This window comes from Leeia aquatica (genome assembly GCF_012641365.1).
GTDB classification, from domain to species: domain Bacteria; phylum Pseudomonadota; class Gammaproteobacteria; order Burkholderiales; family Leeiaceae; genus Leeia; species Leeia aquatica.
Genome location: NZ_JABAIM010000001.1, coordinates 441891 through 460777, shown reverse-complemented (window position 1 = coordinate 460777; position 18887 = coordinate 441891). Strand labels below are relative to the sequence as shown.

Below are 18887 nucleotides of genomic sequence, written 5' to 3'. Positions count from 1 at the left end.
GGTGCAAACAGTCTGGATTGATGGTTTGGTGAATTGACCTGGACGGTAGTATGATAGGCGCCGTTTTTCCAGTGGAATCCGAACCGGATGAAAACCACCTTTCTTGAGTTCGAGCAACCAATTGCCGAACTGGAAGCCAAAATTGAAGAGCTGCGCTATGTGCAGGATGATTCTGCCGTAGACATCTCGGAAGAGATCGAGCGGCTGCAGAAGAAAAGTCAGGAATTGACCAAGAGCATCTACAGCAAGCTGACGGCAGTGCAGATTTCGCAGGTGGCACGCCATCCGCAGCGCCCGCAGTTGCTGGACTATGTGGCGGGCCTGTTTACCGACTTTCAGGAACTGCATGGCGACCGTGCGTTTGCCGATGACAAGGCGATTGTCGGTGGCATGGCACGCTTCAATGGTCAAACGGTGATGGTGATTGGCCACCAGAAGGGGCGCGACTCGAAAGAAAAGGTGTTGCGCAACTTCGGCATGCCCAAACCGGAAGGCTATCGTAAGGCCTTGCGCCTGATGAAGCTGGCCGAGAAGTTTGGCATCCCGGTGCTGACCTTTGTTGATACCATGGGTGCGTATCCCGGGATCGGCGCGGAAGAGCGTGGCCAGTCTGAGGCGATTGGCCGCAACCTGTTTGAAATGGCCCGTCTGCGCGTGCCGGTGGTCTGCACGGTGATTGGTGAAGGAGGTTCCGGTGGGGCATTGGCCATTGCGGTGGGGGACGTCACCCTCATGCTGCAATACGCCACCTACTCGGTGATTTCGCCGGAAGGGTGTGCGTCCATTCTGTGGAAAACCGCCGAGCGTGCGCCGGATGCTGCAGAGGCGCTGGGTATTACCGCCAGCCGTCTGAAGACCCTGGGTCTGATCGACAAGGTGGTCAATGAACCCGTTGGTGGTGCACATCGTGACCCGCGCGCCATGACCGCTTCGCTGAAGAAAGCCTTGCAGGAAGCACTGAAAGGCTTGCAGACCCTGCCGGTGGATACCCTGCTGGATCAGCGTTACGATCGGCTGATGGCTTACGGCAAGTTCAAGGAAGAGGCCGCCTGATCGTGAGGCTGCCCCGGCTGGATCAAACGGCGTCGCAAGACGCCGTTTTGTTTTGGAGGCCTGCATATGCAAGCAAGTCCCTATCACGCGCTGGATGAAGCGTTATCCCGTCTGGCAGAGCCGCCACGCCAGCTGTGGGTGGCTTTGTCGGGCGGACTGGACTCGGTGTGCCTGCTGCATGCCGCACAGCATTGGGCCAAAGCGCATGCCGTACCGCTGGCCGCCTGCCATGTCCACCATGGTCTGCAGGCCGTGGCAGAGGAATGGGTCACGTTTTGTGAGCAGCTGTGCAGCCGCTGGCAGATTCCCCTGACAGTGCAGCGCTGCCAAGTGGCACGAAAAGGTGGCGAGAGTCTGGAGGCGGTGGCGCGGCGTCATCGCTATCAGGCCTTGTACCAGACCGCTGAGGACGTGCTGTTGCTGGCTCAGCATCAGGACGACCAGATGGAAACCCTGTTCATGCAGCTGCTGCGCGGGGCGGGGCCGGAGGGTCTGCAAGGCATGGCCAGCGAGCAGGCGGTGGGTACGTTGCGTCAATTGCGTCCCTGGCTGGCACTGCCGCGTCAAACGCTGGAGACGTATGCTCAGCAGCATCAGCTGCCATGGGTGGAGGACCCGAGCAATCAGGATACCCGCTTTGACCGCAATTTCTGGCGGCAGCAGCTGCTGCCGCAACTGGCGCAGCGCTACCCCGCCTACCGGCAGACCTTGACCCGCAGCCAGTGGGTGCAACAGGATGCAGCAGCCTGCCTTGCCGAGCTGGCGGAGCAGGACAGGGTAACGGTGGCTGAGGGCGAGGGTCTGTCGGTTGCCGCCTTGCTGGCCTTGCCCGCACACCGGCAGCGTAACCTGCTGCGCCATCAGCTGTGTGTGCGGCATCAGCAGCGCCCGCCTTCCTGGCGCTGGCTGGAGGCGCTGCGCGAAGCCTTGCAGGCGGTGCGGCCAGATGCCCTCTTGCAAGTCTCGCTGCCAGGCGCGGCGGGCAGCGTGCGGGTGTATCGCGGTGTGCTGTACTGGGTGGCCGACTTTACCCCGCCGCGTGAAGCGTGCGACTGGGTGGTGCAGTACGGTGACACCGCCTTGCCCGGCTGGGGAGGCCGGGTGCAGGTGCGCGCCACCGAGCAGGGTGGCTGGCCAGTGGCCTGGCTGGGGCAGACCCTGCGCATTGCACCGAGGCAGGGTGGGGAAGTGCTGAAGCGGCACGCCAAACAGCCTCGCCAGACCTTGGTCAAGCTATGGCAGGCGGCAGGAGTGCCGCCCTGGCAGCGGGAGCGGACGCCGCTGTTTCATGCGGAAGGTCACTTGGTGTGGGTGCCGGGACTCGGCCATGATCACACGCTGCAGGGGGCGGCTGATATGCCTGGCCTGGAGGTGGTGTGGCGGCCAGACTGAGGCTGCTGGTCTGGCCGGATTTACTCGCCCCCGCCCACCACGATAGGCTGTACGCCCAGCGCGCGTAGCTGGGCGACAGCCGCCTTGGCGCTGGCTTTGTCCTTGAAGGGGCCCAGTACCACCCGGCTTTCCAGATGGGCAGCCACCCCGTTTTCCTGCAAGCGTCGCAACAGGGCCGTGGCGTTGTCCGGGTGGCTGAACAGCCCCAGCTGCACCTGATATTGACCCTCGGCGGCACCGGTTAATTTGACAGGGAGCGGGAGGGCTTGAGGGGTGGGGGGGGCGGCAGGTGGGGTTGCCGGTTGGGCGGGGCTGGCAGAGGGGGCTGCCTGCGGTTTTGTCGTGAGCTTGGGCTGGCTTGTGGGAGCAGTCGCCGCGCCGGAAGCTTGACTTGGCTTGGGCGGCGTTGCCGCGGGTGCGGCTTGTGGTTTGACGGGCGGTGCCGTTGTTGCCGCTGGCGTGGTGGCAACCGGTGGCAGGCCGGTATGGTTAAGGACAACCGGCGGTTGCGGTTTGGGGGCAACGGACGCCGCTACCGGTGCACTGGCAGTCTGCGCTTGACTGGCCGCCGACAAGGGTTCGCTGGCGGCGGAGGCGGGCAGGGCGGTGCTGGCTGCGGGGGCTGGCTGGCTGGCCACCGGTTCTTCCACCGCCAGCGAGGCGACGGTTGGCGCGGAGGCCAGTAACTCACGCCGCTGGCTTTCTTTCAGCCGGGACAGGGCATTGAGCACGACAATGGCGACCAGAATCAGGGCAATGCCGATCAACAGGCGTCGGATGGCTTGCTGACGTACCTCAGTGCTGGGGGCGTTCATGCAGGGTGAGCTCCTGAGCGGACGGGGGAAGAGGGTAGCGAGGCTGCCCGGCTGGCTGCGCCAAACCAGTAGCCTTGGGCAATATCGCAGCCATGTTCATTCAGAAAGGCCAGTTGCTGCTGGTTTTCCACGCCTTCTGCAATCACGGTCATACCCAGCAGTTTGCCCAGCTGAATGATGGTGGTGGCAATGGCGCGGTCACTGCTGGAATCCGCCAGACTCGTGATGAAGGCCCGGTCGATTTTCAGCGTCTGGATCGGAAACAGCTTGAGGTTGGCCAGTGATGAGTAGCCGGTACCAAAATCGTCAATCGCCAGCCGTACCCCCAGACGACGCAGATCGGCCATGATGCGGCGGGCTTCGTCGGGCTGCTGCATGATCATCCCCTCGGTGATCTCCAGCTCCAGGCAGCCCGGATCAATACCGCTGTCCTGTAAGGCGGCCTGTACGGTTGGCAGTAGCGAGCCATGGTTGAACTGACGGGGCGAAAGGTTGACCGATAGCCGCAATCCCTGCCTGCCCTCCTGATGCCATTGCTTCAACTGCAGGCAGGATTGCTGCAATAGCCAGGCCCCCAGGCTGACAATCAGGCCGGTTTCCTCGGCCAGTGGAATGAAGCGGGAGGGCGGAACCTGGCCCAGCTCCGGGTGCTGCCAGCGCAGCAGCGCTTCAACGCCGACCATATGCTGATCCTGCAGGCGCACCTGGGGCTGATAGTGCAGCTCCAGCTGCTCATGAGCCATGGCCTGACGCAGGCTATGCTCAATCATCAGAAACTCGAAGGCGCGGGTATTCATCTCCGGTGCAAAGAACTGGTAGGTGTTCTTGCCTGCCTCTTTGGCCCGATACATGGCGAGGTCTGCATTCTTGAGCAGGGTATGGCCGTCCGAGCCATCATGCGGAAACAGGCTGATGCCGATGCTGCAGCCCAGATAGAACTCCCGCCCGAGGATGCTGAACGGCTGGGCCATGGCCTGCAGAAAGCGCTCGGCCCATTGCGCGGCAACCGGGATCTCGTGACAGCGCTCCAGCAGTACCACGAACTCATCCCCGCCAATACGGGCGAGCAAGGCTTGCTGGCCGATGACTTCTGCCAGGCGACGGGTGGCGGCCTGTAGCAATTGATCGCCCGCATCATGGCCCAGACTGTCGTTCACGATCTTGAAGCGGTCCAGGTCAATAAAGAACAGGGCCAGGGATTCTTCATGCAGGCGGGCCGCCTGCATCGCATGCTGCAACGTCTCATGCAGCAGCGTGCGGTTGGGGAGTCCGGTCAGCGGGTCATGGTTGGCCAGATAGTGCAGGCGAGTCTCCGCCTCCTTGCGGGCGGTAATGTCGGAAAAGACCGCAACGTGATGGCTGAGCTGACCATGCTCGTCATGCACCGCACTGATGCTGAGCCACACCGGGTAAGTATGGCCCTGCCGGTGTTTGTCCTGAACATCACCTTGCCAGTAGCCATGCTGCTGCAGTTGCTGCAGGGCATCCTCGCCAAGACCACCGACGGCCCGGTTGCGGCTGAAGATACGCGAACGCTTGCCGATGGCCTGCTGCTCGGTGTAGCCGGTCACACGACTGAAAGCGTCATTGACGGCGGTGATGCGTCCTTCGGCATCGGTGATGACGATGCCCTCGCTGGCATTCTCAAATACCTTGGCCGTCAGGCGCAATTGCTCCAGTGCCCGGTTCTTTTCCGTCATGTCCAGCAGAATGCCGATCACGGCTGGGCGACCGCGATGGCTGAAATGAACGGACTGAGCCAGAGCATCCAGCACTTGCCCTTGTTTGTCATGGCAGCGGAACTGGGTATATCCCGGCTCATCGCCGCGCAGGCGGCTTTCAATTACCCGCTGCAGACGGCGACCCTCTTCGGCCGGCAGGAAGGGTAATTGATCCAGTGGAACCAGTAGCTCCGGAGCGCTGTAACCCGTCATGCTGACCATTTGCTCGTTCAGGTAGACCAGCTGTCCGTCCTGCACAATGAAGATGCCCAGCAAAGGCAGGTTGGCCAAGGCCTGGAATTTGCTCTCGGTTTCCTTCAGTGCCTGCTCGGCCGCTTTGCGCTCGGTGATGTCGACTGAGCTGCACGCGAGCCCGGCCCAGTGCCCGCTGTCGTCCTGGAACGGGGCCTTGATCGCCAGAAAGGTTCGGGCTTCGCCGTCAAGGTGTATGGTTTCTTCTACAGTGAGGCTCTCCCCCCGATTCAGGGCCAGCTGGTCATTATGGCGAATCAGGGCGGCCTCATCCGGCGGAAACAGTGACTCCAGGGTTTTTCCGGCCAGACCATCCGGCTGACCCAGCAGCCGGTTATAACTCTCGCTGGCCAGCAGGTAGCGGCTGTTCACGTCCTTGATGTAGAGCAGCGCAGGGGCGTGACGGATCAGGTTCTCCAGCAAATCCTGCTGGGACAGGCGCACTTTCTCGGATCGCTGGTGACGCTGTCGCCAGATACGGGCCTGGAGTGACAGCGCGCCACAGCAGCTCAAGGTGACCAAGGCCAGCAAGGCATCCTGAATGCTTTGCTGGGGTTGGCGCATCAAGGCCAGCAGGCTGGCCGCCATGCCAAGGCTGGTGGCGATGAGGATCTGCCGCTTGCCACCGCGCCGAATTCCCCACAGTAACCACGGCAAAATCAACAGCAGCAGCAGATATTGTGAGGCGGCTTCTCCCAGTGGGTGCAGCCCGATCACAATGGCCAGCAGCAGACCCAGACCGATAGGGGCCAAAGCCGGGGCAAGCCGGTGGAGCTTCATGCAGGAAGGAGAGGGCAGGACGCAGGCATACGACATTATAGGCTGGATGAGGGTGGCCGTGCCATGGCAGGCTGACGTGCGGGCCCGGCTCTGATACCCTGTCAGGCTTGAATCTGTGCATCAGGTATTTCGCATGTCCTCATCCTATCTCTACGGCTTGCACGCGGTCACCGCTGCGCTGCGCCAGTCCCGTCACCGGTTTTTCGAGCTGTACTGCCTGGAAGGGCGGGCGGACCCACGCATGGCCACGGTGCTGGCCTTGGCCGAGCAGCAGAATATTCCGCTGCGGCGGGTCAGTCTGGCGCAATTGCAGGACAAGGTGGGCGATGTGCGTCATCAGGGGGTGGTGGCGCGCGTGGAGCGCGCAGCGCTGGCCAAGCATCTGGACGATGTGCTGGCAGAGTTGAAGGAGCCGCCGCTGTTGCTGGTGCTGGATGGTGTGCAAGACCCGCACAACCTGGGGGCGTGCCTGCGTACTGCGGACGGCATGGGCGTGCATGCTGTGATTGCGCCCAAGGACCGCGCGGTGGGACTGAACGCGACCGCAGCGAAAGTGGCCTGTGGTGCGGCGGAAACTGTACCGTACCTGACGGTGACCAATCTGGCGCGCACCTTGCGCGAGATCAAGCAGGAAGGCATCTGGCTGGCCGGTACTGCGGGTGAAGCGGATACCGATCTGTTCCAGTTCCATCATGAAGGTGGTCTGGCCTGGGTGCTGGGCAATGAAGGGCAGGGCTTGCGTCGCCTGACGCGTGAGCTGTGCGACGAACTGGTCAGTATTCCGATGTTCGGGCAAGTGGAAAGCTTCAATGTCTCGGTCGCCACCGGCATGGTGCTGGCAGAATCCCGGCGGCAACGGGTGATGGCTGAATCCGTCCGTCCAGGTTGATTGACCGTTCATCCTTGACGCTGCAGACAGGGGGCAGTACCATCCGCTCATTCCTGAAATATGCCAATGGGCAGGCCACTGCATGATCAAACGACTCCTGCTTTCCTCGCTCACCCTGTGTGCCGCAACCTCCAGCCCGCTCGTGCTGGCCGAAGAGCAGTCAGTCCCTGATTCGCAGCCACCTGCCCCGGTTGAAGTCCGTACTTCCCCCCTGACCAGCCGTGCGCCTGTCAACCCGCTGAACGATGTCCTGCAGGATGACCTGTGGGCACGCATTCGTGCGGGTTTCCAGATGACGCCGCTGGACCACCAGATGGTGCGTGATCAGGAAAACTGGATCCTCAAACACCCGGACTATTTGCGCCGGGTGACCGAGCGTGGCAGCCGCTACCTCTACCATATCGTCACCGAGCTGGAAAAGCGTGGCATGCCCACCGAGCTCGCCTTGCTGCCGATCGTGGAGAGCGCGTTTGTGCCGGATGCCTATTCCCGCGCGCATGCCTCCGGTTTGTGGCAATTCATTCCCTCCACCGGCAAGACCTATGGTCTGGAGCAGACCTGGTGGTATGACGGCCGCCGGGATGTGGTGGCGGCCACGGATGCTGCCATCAATTATTTCGATTACCTCTACAGCATGTTCGGTGACTGGAATCTGGTGCTGGCTTCGTACAACTGGGGCGAGGGTTCCGTACAGCGGGCGGTACAGAAGAACCGCCTCAAAGGGCTGGAGACCGATTTCGTCAGCCTGCACATGCCTAACGAAACCCGCTCCTATGTGCCGAAGTTGATGGCACTGAAGAATATTGTCAGCAATCCGGAAGCTTACGGCATCAGCCTGACCCCGATTCCGAATCGTCCCTACTTTGTCACGGTGGCGCCGAATCGTCACATTGACACCACGCTGGCTGCGCAGCTGGCGGATATGAGTGTGGCGGATTTCGCCAAGCTGAACCCGGCCTATACCCGCCCGGTGGTGGCGAGCAAGGATAATCGCCGCATCTTGCTGCCGGTGGACAAGGCAGACTCGTTCCTCACCCGCCTCTCCAGCTACGACAAGCCCACACTGACCTGGCAGGCGTATGCCTCGCAGCGGGGGGAGAGCCTGAGCGACGTGGCAGACCGCTATGGCATATCGCTGGATGAGTTGAAGCGGCTGAACCGCCTGAATACCCGTGCCCGTGTCGCATCGGGCGAGATCCTGCTGGTGCCGCTCAAGGCTTCGGAAGATCACCCGATTCTGGCTGCTGGCGAGGCCAAGGTGGCCGAGCCTGCACCCGTGGTGGTGCGGCGTGGCAGCAAGATCGCCAGCGCGAGCAAGCCTGCCAGCAAGCCTGCTCCAGTGACAGTCGTGGCGACGGCCCCTGCTGAGCCGGTTGTGCCGGAGCGGACCGCAGAGACTCCTGCTGCAGTCAGCCCGGCACCGGTGACGACAGGACTGCAAACCGCATCGTTTACCGTTCAGGCCAATCCACGGCCGGCGCCAGTGGTGGCAGTGGAAACGCCTGCCTCCAGCAGCAAGCCGGAGCCGGTGACATTGAAGCTGGCCGAGACCGTGAGCCAGCCGGAAGGCAAGGCTGCGACAGCGACCCATCACAAAGTAGTCACCGGTGATACCGCGTTCAGCATTGCCCGCCGCTATGGGCTGACGACCCAACAGCTGCTGAGCTACAACCAGCTGAAAAGCCCGGCCTTGCATGCAGGCCAAGTGCTGAACCTGGTGGAGCCGCAGGGAAGTAGCAAGCAGGCCAAGGCTGAACCGGAGAGCCGTCACGGCAAGAAGGGGAGCGAAGAGGCTCGCCCCACGATTTATACCGTGAAAAAGGGTGACACCTTGTACAGCATCGCCCGGCAATACAAGGTGGCGCAGGTGGACCTGAAAAAATGGAATGCCAACCTGCGCCGCTTGCAGCCGGGTGATCAGATCAAACTGGTGCTGTCCAGCAAGGGCTGAGTCGAGGGGCCGGTTGGTTTACCGGCTCAGGGTGTAGCCGCGGCACAGCGCCAGCAGGCTGCGGCGCGCTTCGGCTTGGAAGTCCAGTAGCAGGGCTTGCAGGTCCAGCAACTCCAGCAGGTCGCGCAGCGCTTTGGGTGGGTGTGCATTCTGCCACAAGCCCATCAGCAGGCTATAGATGGCCATCAGCAGGTGATAGCCCTCATCCTTGGGTAAATCTGCCAGATGCTGATCCAGCAAGCGTCCACAGGTCACCAGTTTTTCCGCCAGCATGCGCTTGAAACGAGCGGCAGCGGGTGAGCCAACGTTTTGTTCCAGTACGCTGGAGACGATACAGGCCATCGGCAGGAAGGCCGGGTGTTCCAGTTGATAGGCCAGGATCCACTCGGACAGCTCGTCTGCGGTGATTCGCTGGGTTTGGGCCAGATAAGCTTCCAGCGCTTGTAACTGTGCGGTGAAGTGTTCCTCCACCAAGGTCAGGTAAATTTCCTCACGAGATTCAAAGTAGAGATAGACCGTCCCTTTGGCCAGTTTTGAAGCCAGGGCGATGTCATCCACTCTGGGTAACAGATTACCACCTTGAAAGAGTTGCAACGCAGCGTCCAGAATGGACCGTCGACGCTCATGCTTGGATTCGGCGTCTCGTGCGCGTTTGAAAGGTTTGCTAGCCATAGTGCCCCATTTTTAATGCCAGATCGTATCGGGTGATTCATTTTTTCGTGCTTTTCTTCGTTTTAGCAGTAGTCCGGGTATTTGGCAGCAGCCGTTCGGCGGTTGCGACAATTGTTTGCAAAGATCGGGTCTTGATTGACGTTTACGTAAACGTAATTTATAGTGAATCGAACTTTTCAAACAGGTGCAGTCATGAGTCATGCCGACCTCGCCTCTGCCAACAAGCGCAGTTACACCATTACCGATCTGGCACGTGAATTTGACGTCACTACCCGAGCCATCCGCTTCTATGAAGATGAGGGCCTGCTGCTGCCCGAACGGGTAGGGCGCAACCGGGTGTATGGCAGCCGGGAGCGGGTGCGGCTGATGCTGATCCTGCGTGGCAAGCGGCTGGGGTTTTCGCTGGGCGAGGTCAAGGAGCTGTTTGACATCTATGACTCCTCGCGTGATGAAACCTCGCAACTGCAGCAGTACCTGAAGATACTGAACCAGCGCCGTGCACTGCTGGAGCAACAGCGGCAGGATATTGAAGCGGTGCTGAAGGAAATCGACACCTTTGAGCGCCAGTGTCAGCGCATTCTGGAAGAAAAGGGCGACTGAGCCCTTAGTCTCCTCTCTGCCTACAAGGAAAACAGCATGTCTTTCGACGTTCAACTGAGCCCCGAACTGGATGAATTGCGTGATGCGGTACGGCGTTTTGCCGAGGTGGAAATTGCCCCTCGGGCAGAAGCAATCGACCGCGACAACGCCTTCCCGATGGACCTGTGGCGCAAAATGGGCGACATGGGGCTGCTGGGGCTGACCATTCCGGAAGCCTACGGCGGCATGGGTATGGGCTACCTGGCGCACTGCGTGGTGATGGAAGAGCTGTCGCGTGCGTCGGCCTCGGTGGCGCTCTCGTACGGGGCGCACTCCAATTTGTGCGTCAACAACATCTACCTGAACGGTAATGAAGCGCAGCGCCAGCGCTACCTGCCCAAGCTGATCAGTGGTGAGCATGTGGGCGCGCTGGCGATGTCTGAGCCGGGTGCCGGTTCGGATGTGGTCGGCTCGATGAGCTGCCGCGCCGTGCAGGAGGGTGACAGCTGGATCGCCAATGGCAACAAGATGTGGATTACCAACGGGCCGGATGCCGATGTGCTGCTGGTCTACATGCGTACGGCGGGCAAGGAAAACGGCTCGCGTACCATGACGGCGTTCATCATCGAAAAAGGCATGGCAGGCTTCAGCTCGGCCCAGAAGCTGGACAAACTGGGCATGCGCGGCTCCAACACCTGCGAGCTGGTGTTTGAAAACTGCCGTATTCCGCAGGCCAATGTGGTGGGTGAGGTCAACCAGGGCGTCAAGGTGCTGATGCGCGGCCTCGACTACGAGCGCGTGGTGCTGGCCGCAGGTCCGATCGGCATCATGCAGGCCGCGATGGACATCACGCTGCCCTACGTGCGGGAACGCAAGCAGTTCGATGCGCCCATTGGTACTTTTGGTCTGATGCAGGGCAAGGTGGCCGACATGTATGTGGCCCTGCAAAGCTCGCGTGCCTTTGTCTACCGGGTGGCTGCGGCATGCGATGCGGGTCGCTCGCAACGCAAGGATGCCGCGGCGGCCATCCTGTACGCCTCCGAGTCGGCGGTGAAGGTGGCGCTGGAAGCGATTCAGGCACTGGGCGGCAACGGCTATATCAATGAGTTCCCCACCGGGCGTCTGTTGCGTGATGCCAAGCTGTACGACATCGGCGCGGGAACCAATGAGATTCGCCGCATGCTGATTGGCCGTGAGCTGTTTGAAGACAAGTAAGTCGAATGATGATGAGGGGCTTCACCGCGGGCACCGTCACGTTGGTGGCGGGCCGCGGTAGCCGATGTAAGCCGCCACCGGGCGGAACAGGACTGAAGGACACCGTGCATGCCGGTCATCCAGAGCAAGCTTGATACCCGTAGCGAAGCTTTCCAGCGCAATGCGGCCCAGATGCAGGCCTTGGTAGAGCGCCTGCAGCAGGATGTGGCCGCGGTGGCACAGGGTGGCGGGGAAGAGGCCGCCAGGCGGCACAAGGCCCGTGGCAAGCTGCTGCCACGCGAGCGCATTGAGGTGTTGCTGGATCCGGGCTCACCGTTTCTGGAGCTATCCCAGTTGGCTGCGTGGGACATGTACGATGGCCAGGCACCGGGAGCCGGAGTGGTCACCGGCATTGGCCGGGTAGCGGGGCTGGAATGCATGATCGTGGCCAATGATGCCACCGTCAAAGGTGGCACCTACTACCCGATGACGGTCAAGAAGCACCTGCGCGCGCAGGAGATCGCTGCGCAGAACCATCTGCCGTGCCTGTATCTGGTCGACTCGGGCGGTGCATTCCTGCCCTTGCAGGACGAAGTGTTTCCGGACAAGGAGCACTTCGGCCGCATTTTCTACAATCAGGCCAATATGTCGGCAGCGGGTATTCCGCAGATCGCCGTGGTGATGGGCTCATGTACTGCCGGTGGCGCTTATGTGCCGGCCATGTGTGATGAATCCATCATCGTCCGTAACCAAGGCACCATTTTCCTTGGTGGCCCGCCGCTGGTGCGTGCCGCTACCGGCGAGATTGTGACTGCAGAAGAGCTGGGCGGCGGCGAGGTGCACAGCAAGATCTCGGGCGTGACCGATCACTTGGCACAGGACGACCACCATGCGCTGGCGATTGCCCGCGATGTGGTGCGTTTCCTCAATCGGCAAAAGCAGGTCCGTGCGGCCATCCAGCCGGTGCGTGCACCGCGTTACAGCCAGGAAGAATTGTACGGCGTCATCCCGACCGATACCCGCCAGCCCTTCGACATCCGCGAGGTCATCGCCCGGGTGGTGGATGACTCCGAGCTGCAGGAATTCAAGCCACTGTATGGCACCACGCTGGTGTGTGGTTTTGCCCATATCCACGGTTATCCGGTCGGCATCATCGCCAATAATGGCATCCTGTTCTCAGAGAGTGCGCTCAAGGGTGCGCACTTTGTCGAGCTGTGCAACCAGCGGGGTATTCCCTTGCTGTTCCTGCAAAACATTACCGGTTTCATGGTGGGCAAGAAGTACGAGCAGGGTGGCATTGCCAAGGATGGCGCCAAGCTGGTGACTGCAGTGGCCTGCGCCAAAGTGCCGAAACTGACGGTGATTGTTGGCGGTTCGTTTGGTGCCGGTAACTACGGCATGTGCGGCCGCGCCTACAACCCGCGTTTCCTGTGGATGTGGCCGAATGCACGTATCTCGGTGATGGGGGGAGAGCAGGCCGCCGGGGTGTTGGCGACCGTCAAGCGCGAGCAGCATGAATCGCGCGGAACGAACTGGTCCGCCGAGGAAGAAGAAGCCTTCAAGCAGCCGATCCGTGATGAGTACGAGGCCAAGGGCCATGCCTGGTATGCCAGTGCGCGCCTGTGGGACGATGGCATCATCGACCCGCAAGATACCCGCATGGTGCTGGGTCTGGCCCTGTCAGCAGTGCAAAACGCGCCCGCGGAGGACACCCGTTACGGGGTGTTCCGGATGTAAACCGCAGCAGGAGAACCACGATGACCCGATTGTTGAAGCTGGAACAGAGCGCCCAAGGGGTAGCCCGCATCATCCTGAACCGGCCTGAAGTCCACAATGCCTTCAATGATGTGCTGATTGAACAGCTGACCCAGACCCTGGAGCAGCTGGGACAAGACCCTGCGGTGCGGGTAGTGGTGTTGACCGGTGAAGGCCACAGCTTCTGCGCTGGAGCGGACCTCAACTGGATGCGGGCGATGGTGGGCTACGATGAAGCCACCAACCATGCCGATGCAACCCGGCTGGCGACCCTGATGGATACCCTGGCGAATCTCCCCAAGCCGACCATTGCCCGCGTCAACGGTGCGGCTTATGGCGGTGGTGTCGGCCTGGTGGCGTGTTGCGACATGGCGGTGGCGCTGGAGGGTGCCAGCTTTGCGCTCACAGAAGTCAAACTGGGGCTGGTGCCGGCGGTGATCTCGCCGTATGTGATTACGGCCATTGGCGAGCGGCAGGCGCGGCGCTGGTTCCTCACTGCGGAAGCGATGTCGGCCAGTGTGGCGGAAAGCATCGGGCTGGTGCATGAGGTGGCCGCTGAAGACATGCTGGACGATGTAGTGGACGGCTGGATCCGCGCCATCCTGCGCGCCGGGCCGCAGGCGGTGAGTGCCAGCAAGCGGCTGATTGCACGTATCAGTGCGGACTGCCAGCTGCGCGATGGCCGCCTGATCGACGATACCACCAAGCTGATTGCCCAGTTGCGGGTGTCGGAAGAAGGGCAGGAAGGCCTGTCGGCCTTTCTGGAGAAGCGCAAGCCGAAGTGGCAGCTGTAATTACCTGATCGCTAGACGAGGAAAAGCATGTTCCGCAAGATCCTGATTGCCAACCGCGGTGAGATCGCCTGTCGGGTGATCCAGACCTGCCGCCTGCTGGGGGTGCAGACCGTTGCCGTGTACTCGGACGCGGATGCCAACAGCCTGCATGTCGAGCTGGCGGATGAAGCCTGGCGTATTGGCGGGCCACGCCCGGTGGATTCCTATCTGCGGGGCGATGTCATCTTGCAGGTGGCACGGCAAACCGGGGCGGAGGCCATTCATCCAGGCTATGGTTTTCTGTCTGAAAATGCAGACTTTGCCCGTGCTTGCCGCGAGGCCGGAGTGGTGTTCATCGGCCCGACCCCCGAGGCGATTGATGCCATGGGCTCCAAAAGTGCAGCCAAGGCCATCATGGAGCGCGCAGGTGTGCCGATTGTCCCCGGCTACCATGGCGAGCAGCAGGACAGTGCCTTCTTGCTGGCAGAGGCACAGCGCATCGGGTTTCCGCTGCTGATCAAGGCGATCGCCGGTGGCGGTGGCAAGGGCATGCGTCGGGTGGATAGCGCCGACGAGTTCCTGTCCCAGCTGGAAGCCGCACAGCGTGAAGCGCAGAATGCCTTTGGCGACGCCACGGTGCTGCTGGAGCGTTATGTGCTCAACCCGCACCATATCGAATTCCAGGTCTTTGGCGATCAGCATGGGCAGGCGGTACACCTGTTCGAGCGTGAGTGCTCCATCCAGCGCCGCCACCAGAAAATCCTCGAAGAGTCCCCCTCGCCCTTGATGACGCCAGAATTGCGGGCGGCGATGGGCGAGGCGGCGGTGAAGGCGGCACTGGCCATTGGCTACGTCGGCGCGGGGACCATTGAGTTCATCGTTGGTGACGACCGCCAGTTCTACTTCATGGAAATGAACACCCGCCTGCAGGTGGAGCACCCGGTTACCGAGCTGGTCAGCGGGCAGGATCTGGTGGCATGGCAGTTGCAGGTGGCAGCGGGCTTACCCTTGCCACGGCAGCAAGCGGAACTGCAGCAGCGAGGGCATGCCATCGAAGTGCGCCTGTACGCCGAAAACCCGGACAATGCGTTCCTGCCGGAAACTGGCACCCTCACAGCACTGGCCTTTCCTGTTGAACAGGCGCATATGCGGGTGGATAGCGGGGTACGGGTGGGGGACGCTGTCGGGGTGTTTTACGACCCGATGCTGGCCAAGCTGATTGTCTGGGGTGAGGATAGACCGCAAGCCATCCTGCGCCTGCAACAGATGCTGGCGCAAACGGGTGTCCTGGGGGTGGTGACCAATCTGGACTTCCTCGGCAAGGTTGCTGCACACCCTGCTTTTCTGGCAGGCGATACCGACACCGGTTTTGTAGCGACCCACGCGGCCCAGCTGCATGCCGCCCGACCGGTACCGGCGCTGGCCTGGCTGGCTACAAGCGCCCGCGTCTGGCTGGACGAACAGCAGGCGCGCCAGCAGCAGGCCAGTGCCAGCAACGATCCCAATGCTCCGTGGCATCAGCACGATGGCTGGCGCCTGAATGCCGATCATGCCCGCACCCAGCACTGGCAGCAGGGTGAAGCGATCGTGCAGACCCGCCTGAAGCCGGTGGCGAAGGGCTGGAGCTGCCACACCCCATCCGGTGAGGTGATGGCGGTGTTGCGCATGGCGCTGGAGGGTGACCAGCTGTCGCTGCAGTTGGCGGATCGGCAATGCCGGTTGACGGTACTGCGGCATGGCTCGCAGCTGTGTGTGATGCTGCCGGAGGGCGGGTATGAGTTCCAGCTGTTTGATCCGTATGCCGTCAAGCTGAGCGACGAAGGCGCGGAAGGGGGCCTGACTGCGCCGATGCCGGGCAGGGTGGTACGCATTCTGGCCGAGGTGGGCAGCCCGGTAAAGAAAGGGCAGCCGCTGCTGATTCTGGAAGCCATGAAGATGGAGCACACCATTGTGTCACCACGTGATGGTGTGCTGGAGTCGGTTCGTTTTGCGGCGGACGCGATTGTGGAAGCGGATGCACTGCTGTGCGTGGTGAGCGAAGCCAGTTAGGTGCTACAGACAAAAAAAGACCCGGCACAAGCCGGGTCAAGTCCCTGTGAAGAGAGATAGTCACCGCTCCTGTTCCGTATGATCACTACGGGACAAAAACCGCAACACGGTACAGAGCTGGTTCATCGCTTGCCTTACGCGTAGGCAAGACGATCAACAGGCTCTAGGGGGCGGGCGCATGGCCGCTGGCTTGCTGGTAAACCAGAATGGCAGCAGCCAGATCCTCCAGCGCCAGACCCACAGATTTGAACAAGGTGATCTCATGGTCACCCTTGCGGCCCGGGTGCACGCCCCGGCATAGCTCCGCCAGATCAGCCTGAACCTGTTCAGGCTGGATCACCCCTTCCGCCAGCGGGATCGCCAAATCCCCGGCTTCATGCAATGCGCCGATACGGCTATCAACAAACAGCTGGCTGCGCAGCACGCAGGCGGTATCGGCCTCGCGCCGGTCCGGCGTGTACGCCCCCATCAGGTCCAGATGGCAGCCTGGTTGCAGCCATTCGCCGCGCAGCAGAGGCTCGCGGCTCAAGGTGGCACAGCTGATGATGTCCGCCTCGGCGCAGGCACGTGGCAAGTCACTGACAGCGTGGGCAGTGAAACCCTGCTCAGCCAGTTCGCGTGCCAGCTCGCTGGCCTTGTGCGTGTCACGCCCCCACACCAGCACCCGCTGGATGGGGCGCACGCTGCGATGGGCGGCGGCCAGCTCATGGGCCAGCCGGCCGGTTCCGACCAGCAGCAAGGTGGCCGCATTCTGGCGCGCCAGATAGCGGGCCGCCAGGGCTGAGGTGGCCACCGTCCGCAAGGCGGTGAGTTCCACACCATCCATCATCGCCAGGGGCTGGCCGGTCAGGGTATCGCTCAGCTGGTATTGTCCGTGGATGGCGGGCAGACCGCGCGTGCCATTATCGGGGCTGACCATCACCTGCTTGACCCCCAGGAAGTGCTCGGTCCAGGCGGGCATCAGCAGGAGCACATTCTCGCGCCCATCCGGCAGCGAAACGTGATGATGGTGACGTAACGGCGCCTGACAGCCTTCACGAAAGCGCGTGGCCAGCGCCTCAATCAGGGCAGGCATGGGCAAGGACTGGCGGACTTGGGCAGCGGTCAGATGCAGCATATGGGGGAGAGGCTTTCCGGATCGGGTGCAGCAATTGGGTATATTGTATACAATTTTATTAAACTTGCACAACATGTGCCTGACATGATGACATGCGTGCTTTGCTTGCGCATGGAAACGGGCCTGACATGAGTGATTTCCCGCGTATCTCGGTGCTGGACATGCACACCGGTGGCGAGCCGGTTCGCATCATCCGTTCCGGTTTCCCGCTGCCGAAAGGGGGCAGCATTCTCGACAAACGGCGCCAGGTACAGGCGGAGCAGGATCATCTGCGCCGCTTGCTGATGTTTGAACCGCGTGGTCACTACGACATGTACGGTGCCCTGCTGGTTGAGCCCTCGCTGCCGGGGGCGGATCTGGCCGTGCTGTTCCTGCATAATGAAGGCTATAGCACCATGTGCGGCCATGCTGTCATCGCCTTGGGTCGTTATGCGGTGGATTACGGGCTGGTGCCGGTCACCGAGCCACTGACCCAGGTCAATATTGAGTGCCCGTGCGGACTGGTGACGGCCTGGGTGGAGGTGCAGAACGGGCAGAGCGGGCGGGTGTCGTTCGACAGTGTGCCTGCCTTCCTGTTTCAACTTCAGCTGCAGGTGGAGGTACCCGGCTACGGCATGATCTGTTGTGATGTGAGCTATGGTGGCGCGTTCTATGCGCTGGCCGAAGCGCGGCAGTTTGGGCTGGACCTGCAGACCGCACGGGTGCGGGATATCGTGGATGCGGCCACAGCCTTGTCTAACAGGGTGAAGGCCATCTGCCCGCCGCAGCATCCGGAACACCCTGACCTTGGCTTCCTGTATGGCAGCATCCTGACCGATAGCCAGGCTCCGGATCCTGAGCGTGCCAGCCGCAACGTCTGCGTGTTTGCGGATGCCGAGGTGGACCGCAGCCCGACCGGCTCGGGGGTGACGGCCCGGATGGCGGCCTGGTATCAGCAAGGCAAGGTGGGCTTGAACCAGTCTGCTCGCTTTCAGAGTATTACCGGGGCCTGCTTTGATGCGGAGGTCCGTGGCGAGACCCGCTGTGGTGATCGTACGGCGGTCACCGTTCGTGTCAGCGGTCGGGCATACTACAGTGGAGAGGCGACCTTCTGGCTGGAAGAAGGGGATGACATTGGCCGCGGCTTCCTGCTGCGCTGAAAGGGATGGGATGATACGCCATATCGTGCTGTTTGCTTTTCAAGATGATGCGCCGGTGTCGGCCCTGTGTGCAGCATTTGCGGCTTTACCGCAGCAGATTGCACTGATCCGCCGTTTTGAGGCGGGTACCAGTATCAGCACCGAGCAACTGGAGCAGGGTTATACCCATGCTTTTCTGTTGCAGTTTGATCAAGCGGAGGATCTGGCGGCTTACCTGATTCACCCGGCCCATCTGGCCTTTGTGGAGCAGGTCAAGCCTGCCCTGCAGCAAGTGCTGGTGTTTGATCTGGCCGTTGATGGCTGAGGACGTGTCCTTTGGTCAGTCAGGCCCACGGCAGGTTTGACTGTCCCCCGCATTCTGCCTACCATCAGGGTATGGTATCAGTGGGCTGAGGCGGAGCGTAATGGACGGGTTGACAGGGCTTGCAGGCGGCCTTGCACTGCTGGCGTTATTGTCGGCATGGACAGCTGTCTGGCTGTGGCGGCGTAGCCAGCGCATGCTGTTGCGGCTGGAAGCGCTGGAGCATGAGCTGGAGCGCCATCGGCAGCGGCTGGTCACGCTGGAGAGCGAGACGCCCTTACCTGAGCCGACGCCTGTCAGCCAGCAATCTCCCTATGCGCTGGCCATCCAGCTGGCGCACGAAGGCTATGCGCCGGACGAGCTGGCTTTGCACTGCGGCATCTCGCGTGGCGAGGCCGAGCTGATCATTTCCTTGTACCGAACCCGTGCGCGCTGAGCTGCTGAAAGGGGGCCTT

General features: G+C 61.7%; 16 protein-coding genes. 12 read left to right on the top strand and 4 right to left on the bottom strand.

Translation table 11 applies throughout. From position 1 onward, the window contains the following. The first annotated feature begins 87 nt into the window (after positions 1-87). Positions 88-1053, top strand: a complete 966-nt coding sequence (locus HF682_RS02105) for an acetyl-CoA carboxylase carboxyltransferase subunit alpha (RefSeq protein ID WP_168875601.1) — start codon at positions 88-90, stop codon at positions 1051-1053. A 66-nt stretch (positions 1054-1119) separates the two neighbouring features. Beyond that, the gene (tilS, locus tag HF682_RS02100; protein WP_168875600.1) at positions 1120-2445 is read left to right on the top strand and encodes a tRNA lysidine(34) synthetase TilS; all 1326 of its coding nucleotides are present in this window, start codon (positions 1120-1122) and stop codon (positions 2443-2445) included. 20 nt (positions 2446-2465) lie between these two features. Here the strand turns inward: tilS and HF682_RS02095 are convergent, their stop codons facing one another. Further along, complete coding sequence (locus HF682_RS02095) at positions 2466-3260, bottom strand: SPOR domain-containing protein (protein WP_168875599.1); 795 nt, start codon at positions 3258-3260, stop codon at positions 2466-2468. Next, positions 3257-6013: a sensor domain-containing protein gene (locus tag HF682_RS02090; RefSeq protein WP_168875598.1), complete on the bottom strand. Its 2757-nt coding sequence runs from the start codon at positions 6011-6013 to the stop codon at positions 3257-3259. Before HF682_RS02090 ends, HF682_RS02095 begins: the two co-directional genes overlap by 4 nt. 133 nt (positions 6014-6146) lie before the next feature. On the opposite strand from HF682_RS02090, the gene rlmB reads away from it, so the two are divergent. Continuing rightward, positions 6147-6902, top strand: coding sequence for a 23S rRNA (guanosine(2251)-2'-O)-methyltransferase RlmB (gene rlmB / locus HF682_RS02085; RefSeq protein ID WP_168875597.1), 756 nt, complete (start codon positions 6147-6149; stop codon positions 6900-6902). Positions 6903-6984: 82 nt separating this feature from the next. Then, complete coding sequence (locus tag HF682_RS02080; RefSeq protein ID WP_168875596.1) at positions 6985-8853, top strand: LysM peptidoglycan-binding domain-containing protein; 1869 nt, start codon at positions 6985-6987, stop codon at positions 8851-8853. 18 nt (positions 8854-8871) lie between these two features. On the opposite strand, the gene HF682_RS02075 is transcribed toward HF682_RS02080, so the two are convergent. Beyond that, positions 8872-9525: a TetR/AcrR family transcriptional regulator gene (locus HF682_RS02075; RefSeq protein ID WP_168875595.1), complete on the bottom strand. Its 654-nt coding sequence runs from the start codon at positions 9523-9525 to the stop codon at positions 8872-8874. A 192-nt stretch (positions 9526-9717) separates the two neighbouring features. Between HF682_RS02075 and HF682_RS02070 the strand changes: the two genes are divergently transcribed. The 5 genes from HF682_RS02070 (at position 9718) to HF682_RS02050 (ending at position 15875) form a co-directional block, all read left to right on the top strand. Continuing rightward, complete coding sequence (locus tag HF682_RS02070; protein WP_168875594.1) at positions 9718-10125, top strand: MerR family transcriptional regulator; 408 nt, start codon at positions 9718-9720, stop codon at positions 10123-10125. A 36-nt stretch (positions 10126-10161) separates the two neighbouring features. After that, complete coding sequence (locus HF682_RS02065) at positions 10162-11319, top strand: isovaleryl-CoA dehydrogenase (protein WP_168875593.1); 1158 nt, start codon at positions 10162-10164, stop codon at positions 11317-11319. A 108-nt stretch (positions 11320-11427) separates the two neighbouring features. Next, positions 11428-13035 (top strand): carboxyl transferase domain-containing protein, encoded by a 1608-nt coding sequence (locus HF682_RS02060; RefSeq protein WP_168875592.1) that lies wholly within the window; start codon positions 11428-11430, stop codon positions 13033-13035. Between the two features lie 20 nt (positions 13036-13055). Further along, entirely contained in the window at positions 13056-13847 is a 792-nt protein-coding gene (locus HF682_RS02055) for an enoyl-CoA hydratase/isomerase family protein (protein ID WP_168875591.1), read from the top strand. Positions 13848-13874: 27 nt separating this feature from the next. Beyond that, entirely contained in the window at positions 13875-15875 is a 2001-nt protein-coding gene (locus HF682_RS02050) for an acetyl/propionyl/methylcrotonyl-CoA carboxylase subunit alpha (RefSeq protein WP_168875590.1), read from the top strand. Positions 15876-16038: 163 nt separating this feature from the next. Here HF682_RS02050 and lhpI read toward each other — a convergent pair whose 3' ends face one another. Continuing rightward, positions 16039-16992, bottom strand: a complete 954-nt coding sequence (gene lhpI, locus HF682_RS02045) for a bifunctional Delta(1)-pyrroline-2-carboxylate/Delta(1)-piperideine-2-carboxylate reductase (protein ID WP_168875589.1) — start codon at positions 16990-16992, stop codon at positions 16039-16041. A 128-nt stretch (positions 16993-17120) separates the two neighbouring features. Here lhpI and HF682_RS02040 point away from each other — a divergent pair, with 128 nt between their 5' ends. From HF682_RS02040 to HF682_RS02030, 3 genes are all read left to right on the top strand, one after another. Next, positions 17121-18131 (top strand): proline racemase family protein, encoded by a 1011-nt coding sequence (locus HF682_RS02040; protein ID WP_168875588.1) that lies wholly within the window; start codon positions 17121-17123, stop codon positions 18129-18131. Between the two features lie 25 nt (positions 18132-18156). After that, positions 18157-18435: a Dabb family protein gene (locus tag HF682_RS02035; protein ID WP_205881866.1), complete on the top strand. Its 279-nt coding sequence runs from the start codon at positions 18157-18159 to the stop codon at positions 18433-18435. A gap of 100 nt (positions 18436-18535) precedes the next feature. Then, complete coding sequence (locus HF682_RS02030) at positions 18536-18868, top strand: DUF2802 domain-containing protein (RefSeq protein WP_168875586.1); 333 nt, start codon at positions 18536-18538, stop codon at positions 18866-18868. Positions 18869-18887 lie beyond the last annotated feature (19 nt).

Excerpts from the sequence above, each read along its gene's own strand:
- HF682_RS02105 (WP_168875601.1), top strand. The coding sequence starts at position 88 with ATGAAAACCACCTTTCTTGAGTTCGAGCAACCAATTGCCGAACTGGAA.
- tilS (WP_168875600.1), top strand. The coding sequence starts at position 1,120 with ATGCAAGCAAGTCCCTATCACGCGCTGGATGAAGCGTTATCCCGTCTG.
- HF682_RS02095 (WP_168875599.1), bottom strand. The coding sequence starts at position 3,260 with ATGAACGCCCCCAGCACTGAGGTACGTCAGCAAGCCATCCGACGCCTG.
- HF682_RS02090 (WP_168875598.1), bottom strand. The coding sequence starts at position 6,013 with ATGAAGCTCCACCGGCTTGCCCCGGCTTTGGCCCCTATCGGTCTGGGT.
- rlmB (WP_168875597.1), top strand. The coding sequence starts at position 6,147 with ATGTCCTCATCCTATCTCTACGGCTTGCACGCGGTCACCGCTGCGCTG.
- HF682_RS02080 (WP_168875596.1), top strand. The coding sequence starts at position 6,985 with ATGATCAAACGACTCCTGCTTTCCTCGCTCACCCTGTGTGCCGCAACC.
- HF682_RS02075 (WP_168875595.1), bottom strand. The coding sequence starts at position 9,525 with ATGGCTAGCAAACCTTTCAAACGCGCACGAGACGCCGAATCCAAGCAT.
- HF682_RS02070 (WP_168875594.1), top strand. The coding sequence starts at position 9,718 with ATGAGTCATGCCGACCTCGCCTCTGCCAACAAGCGCAGTTACACCATT.
- HF682_RS02065 (WP_168875593.1), top strand. The coding sequence starts at position 10,162 with ATGTCTTTCGACGTTCAACTGAGCCCCGAACTGGATGAATTGCGTGAT.
- HF682_RS02060 (WP_168875592.1), top strand. The coding sequence starts at position 11,428 with ATGCCGGTCATCCAGAGCAAGCTTGATACCCGTAGCGAAGCTTTCCAG.
- HF682_RS02055 (WP_168875591.1), top strand. The coding sequence starts at position 13,056 with ATGACCCGATTGTTGAAGCTGGAACAGAGCGCCCAAGGGGTAGCCCGC.
- HF682_RS02050 (WP_168875590.1), top strand. The coding sequence starts at position 13,875 with ATGTTCCGCAAGATCCTGATTGCCAACCGCGGTGAGATCGCCTGTCGG.
- lhpI (WP_168875589.1), bottom strand. The coding sequence starts at position 16,992 with ATGCTGCATCTGACCGCTGCCCAAGTCCGCCAGTCCTTGCCCATGCCT.
- HF682_RS02040 (WP_168875588.1), top strand. The coding sequence starts at position 17,121 with ATGAGTGATTTCCCGCGTATCTCGGTGCTGGACATGCACACCGGTGGC.
- HF682_RS02030 (WP_168875586.1), top strand. The coding sequence starts at position 18,536 with ATGGACGGGTTGACAGGGCTTGCAGGCGGCCTTGCACTGCTGGCGTTA.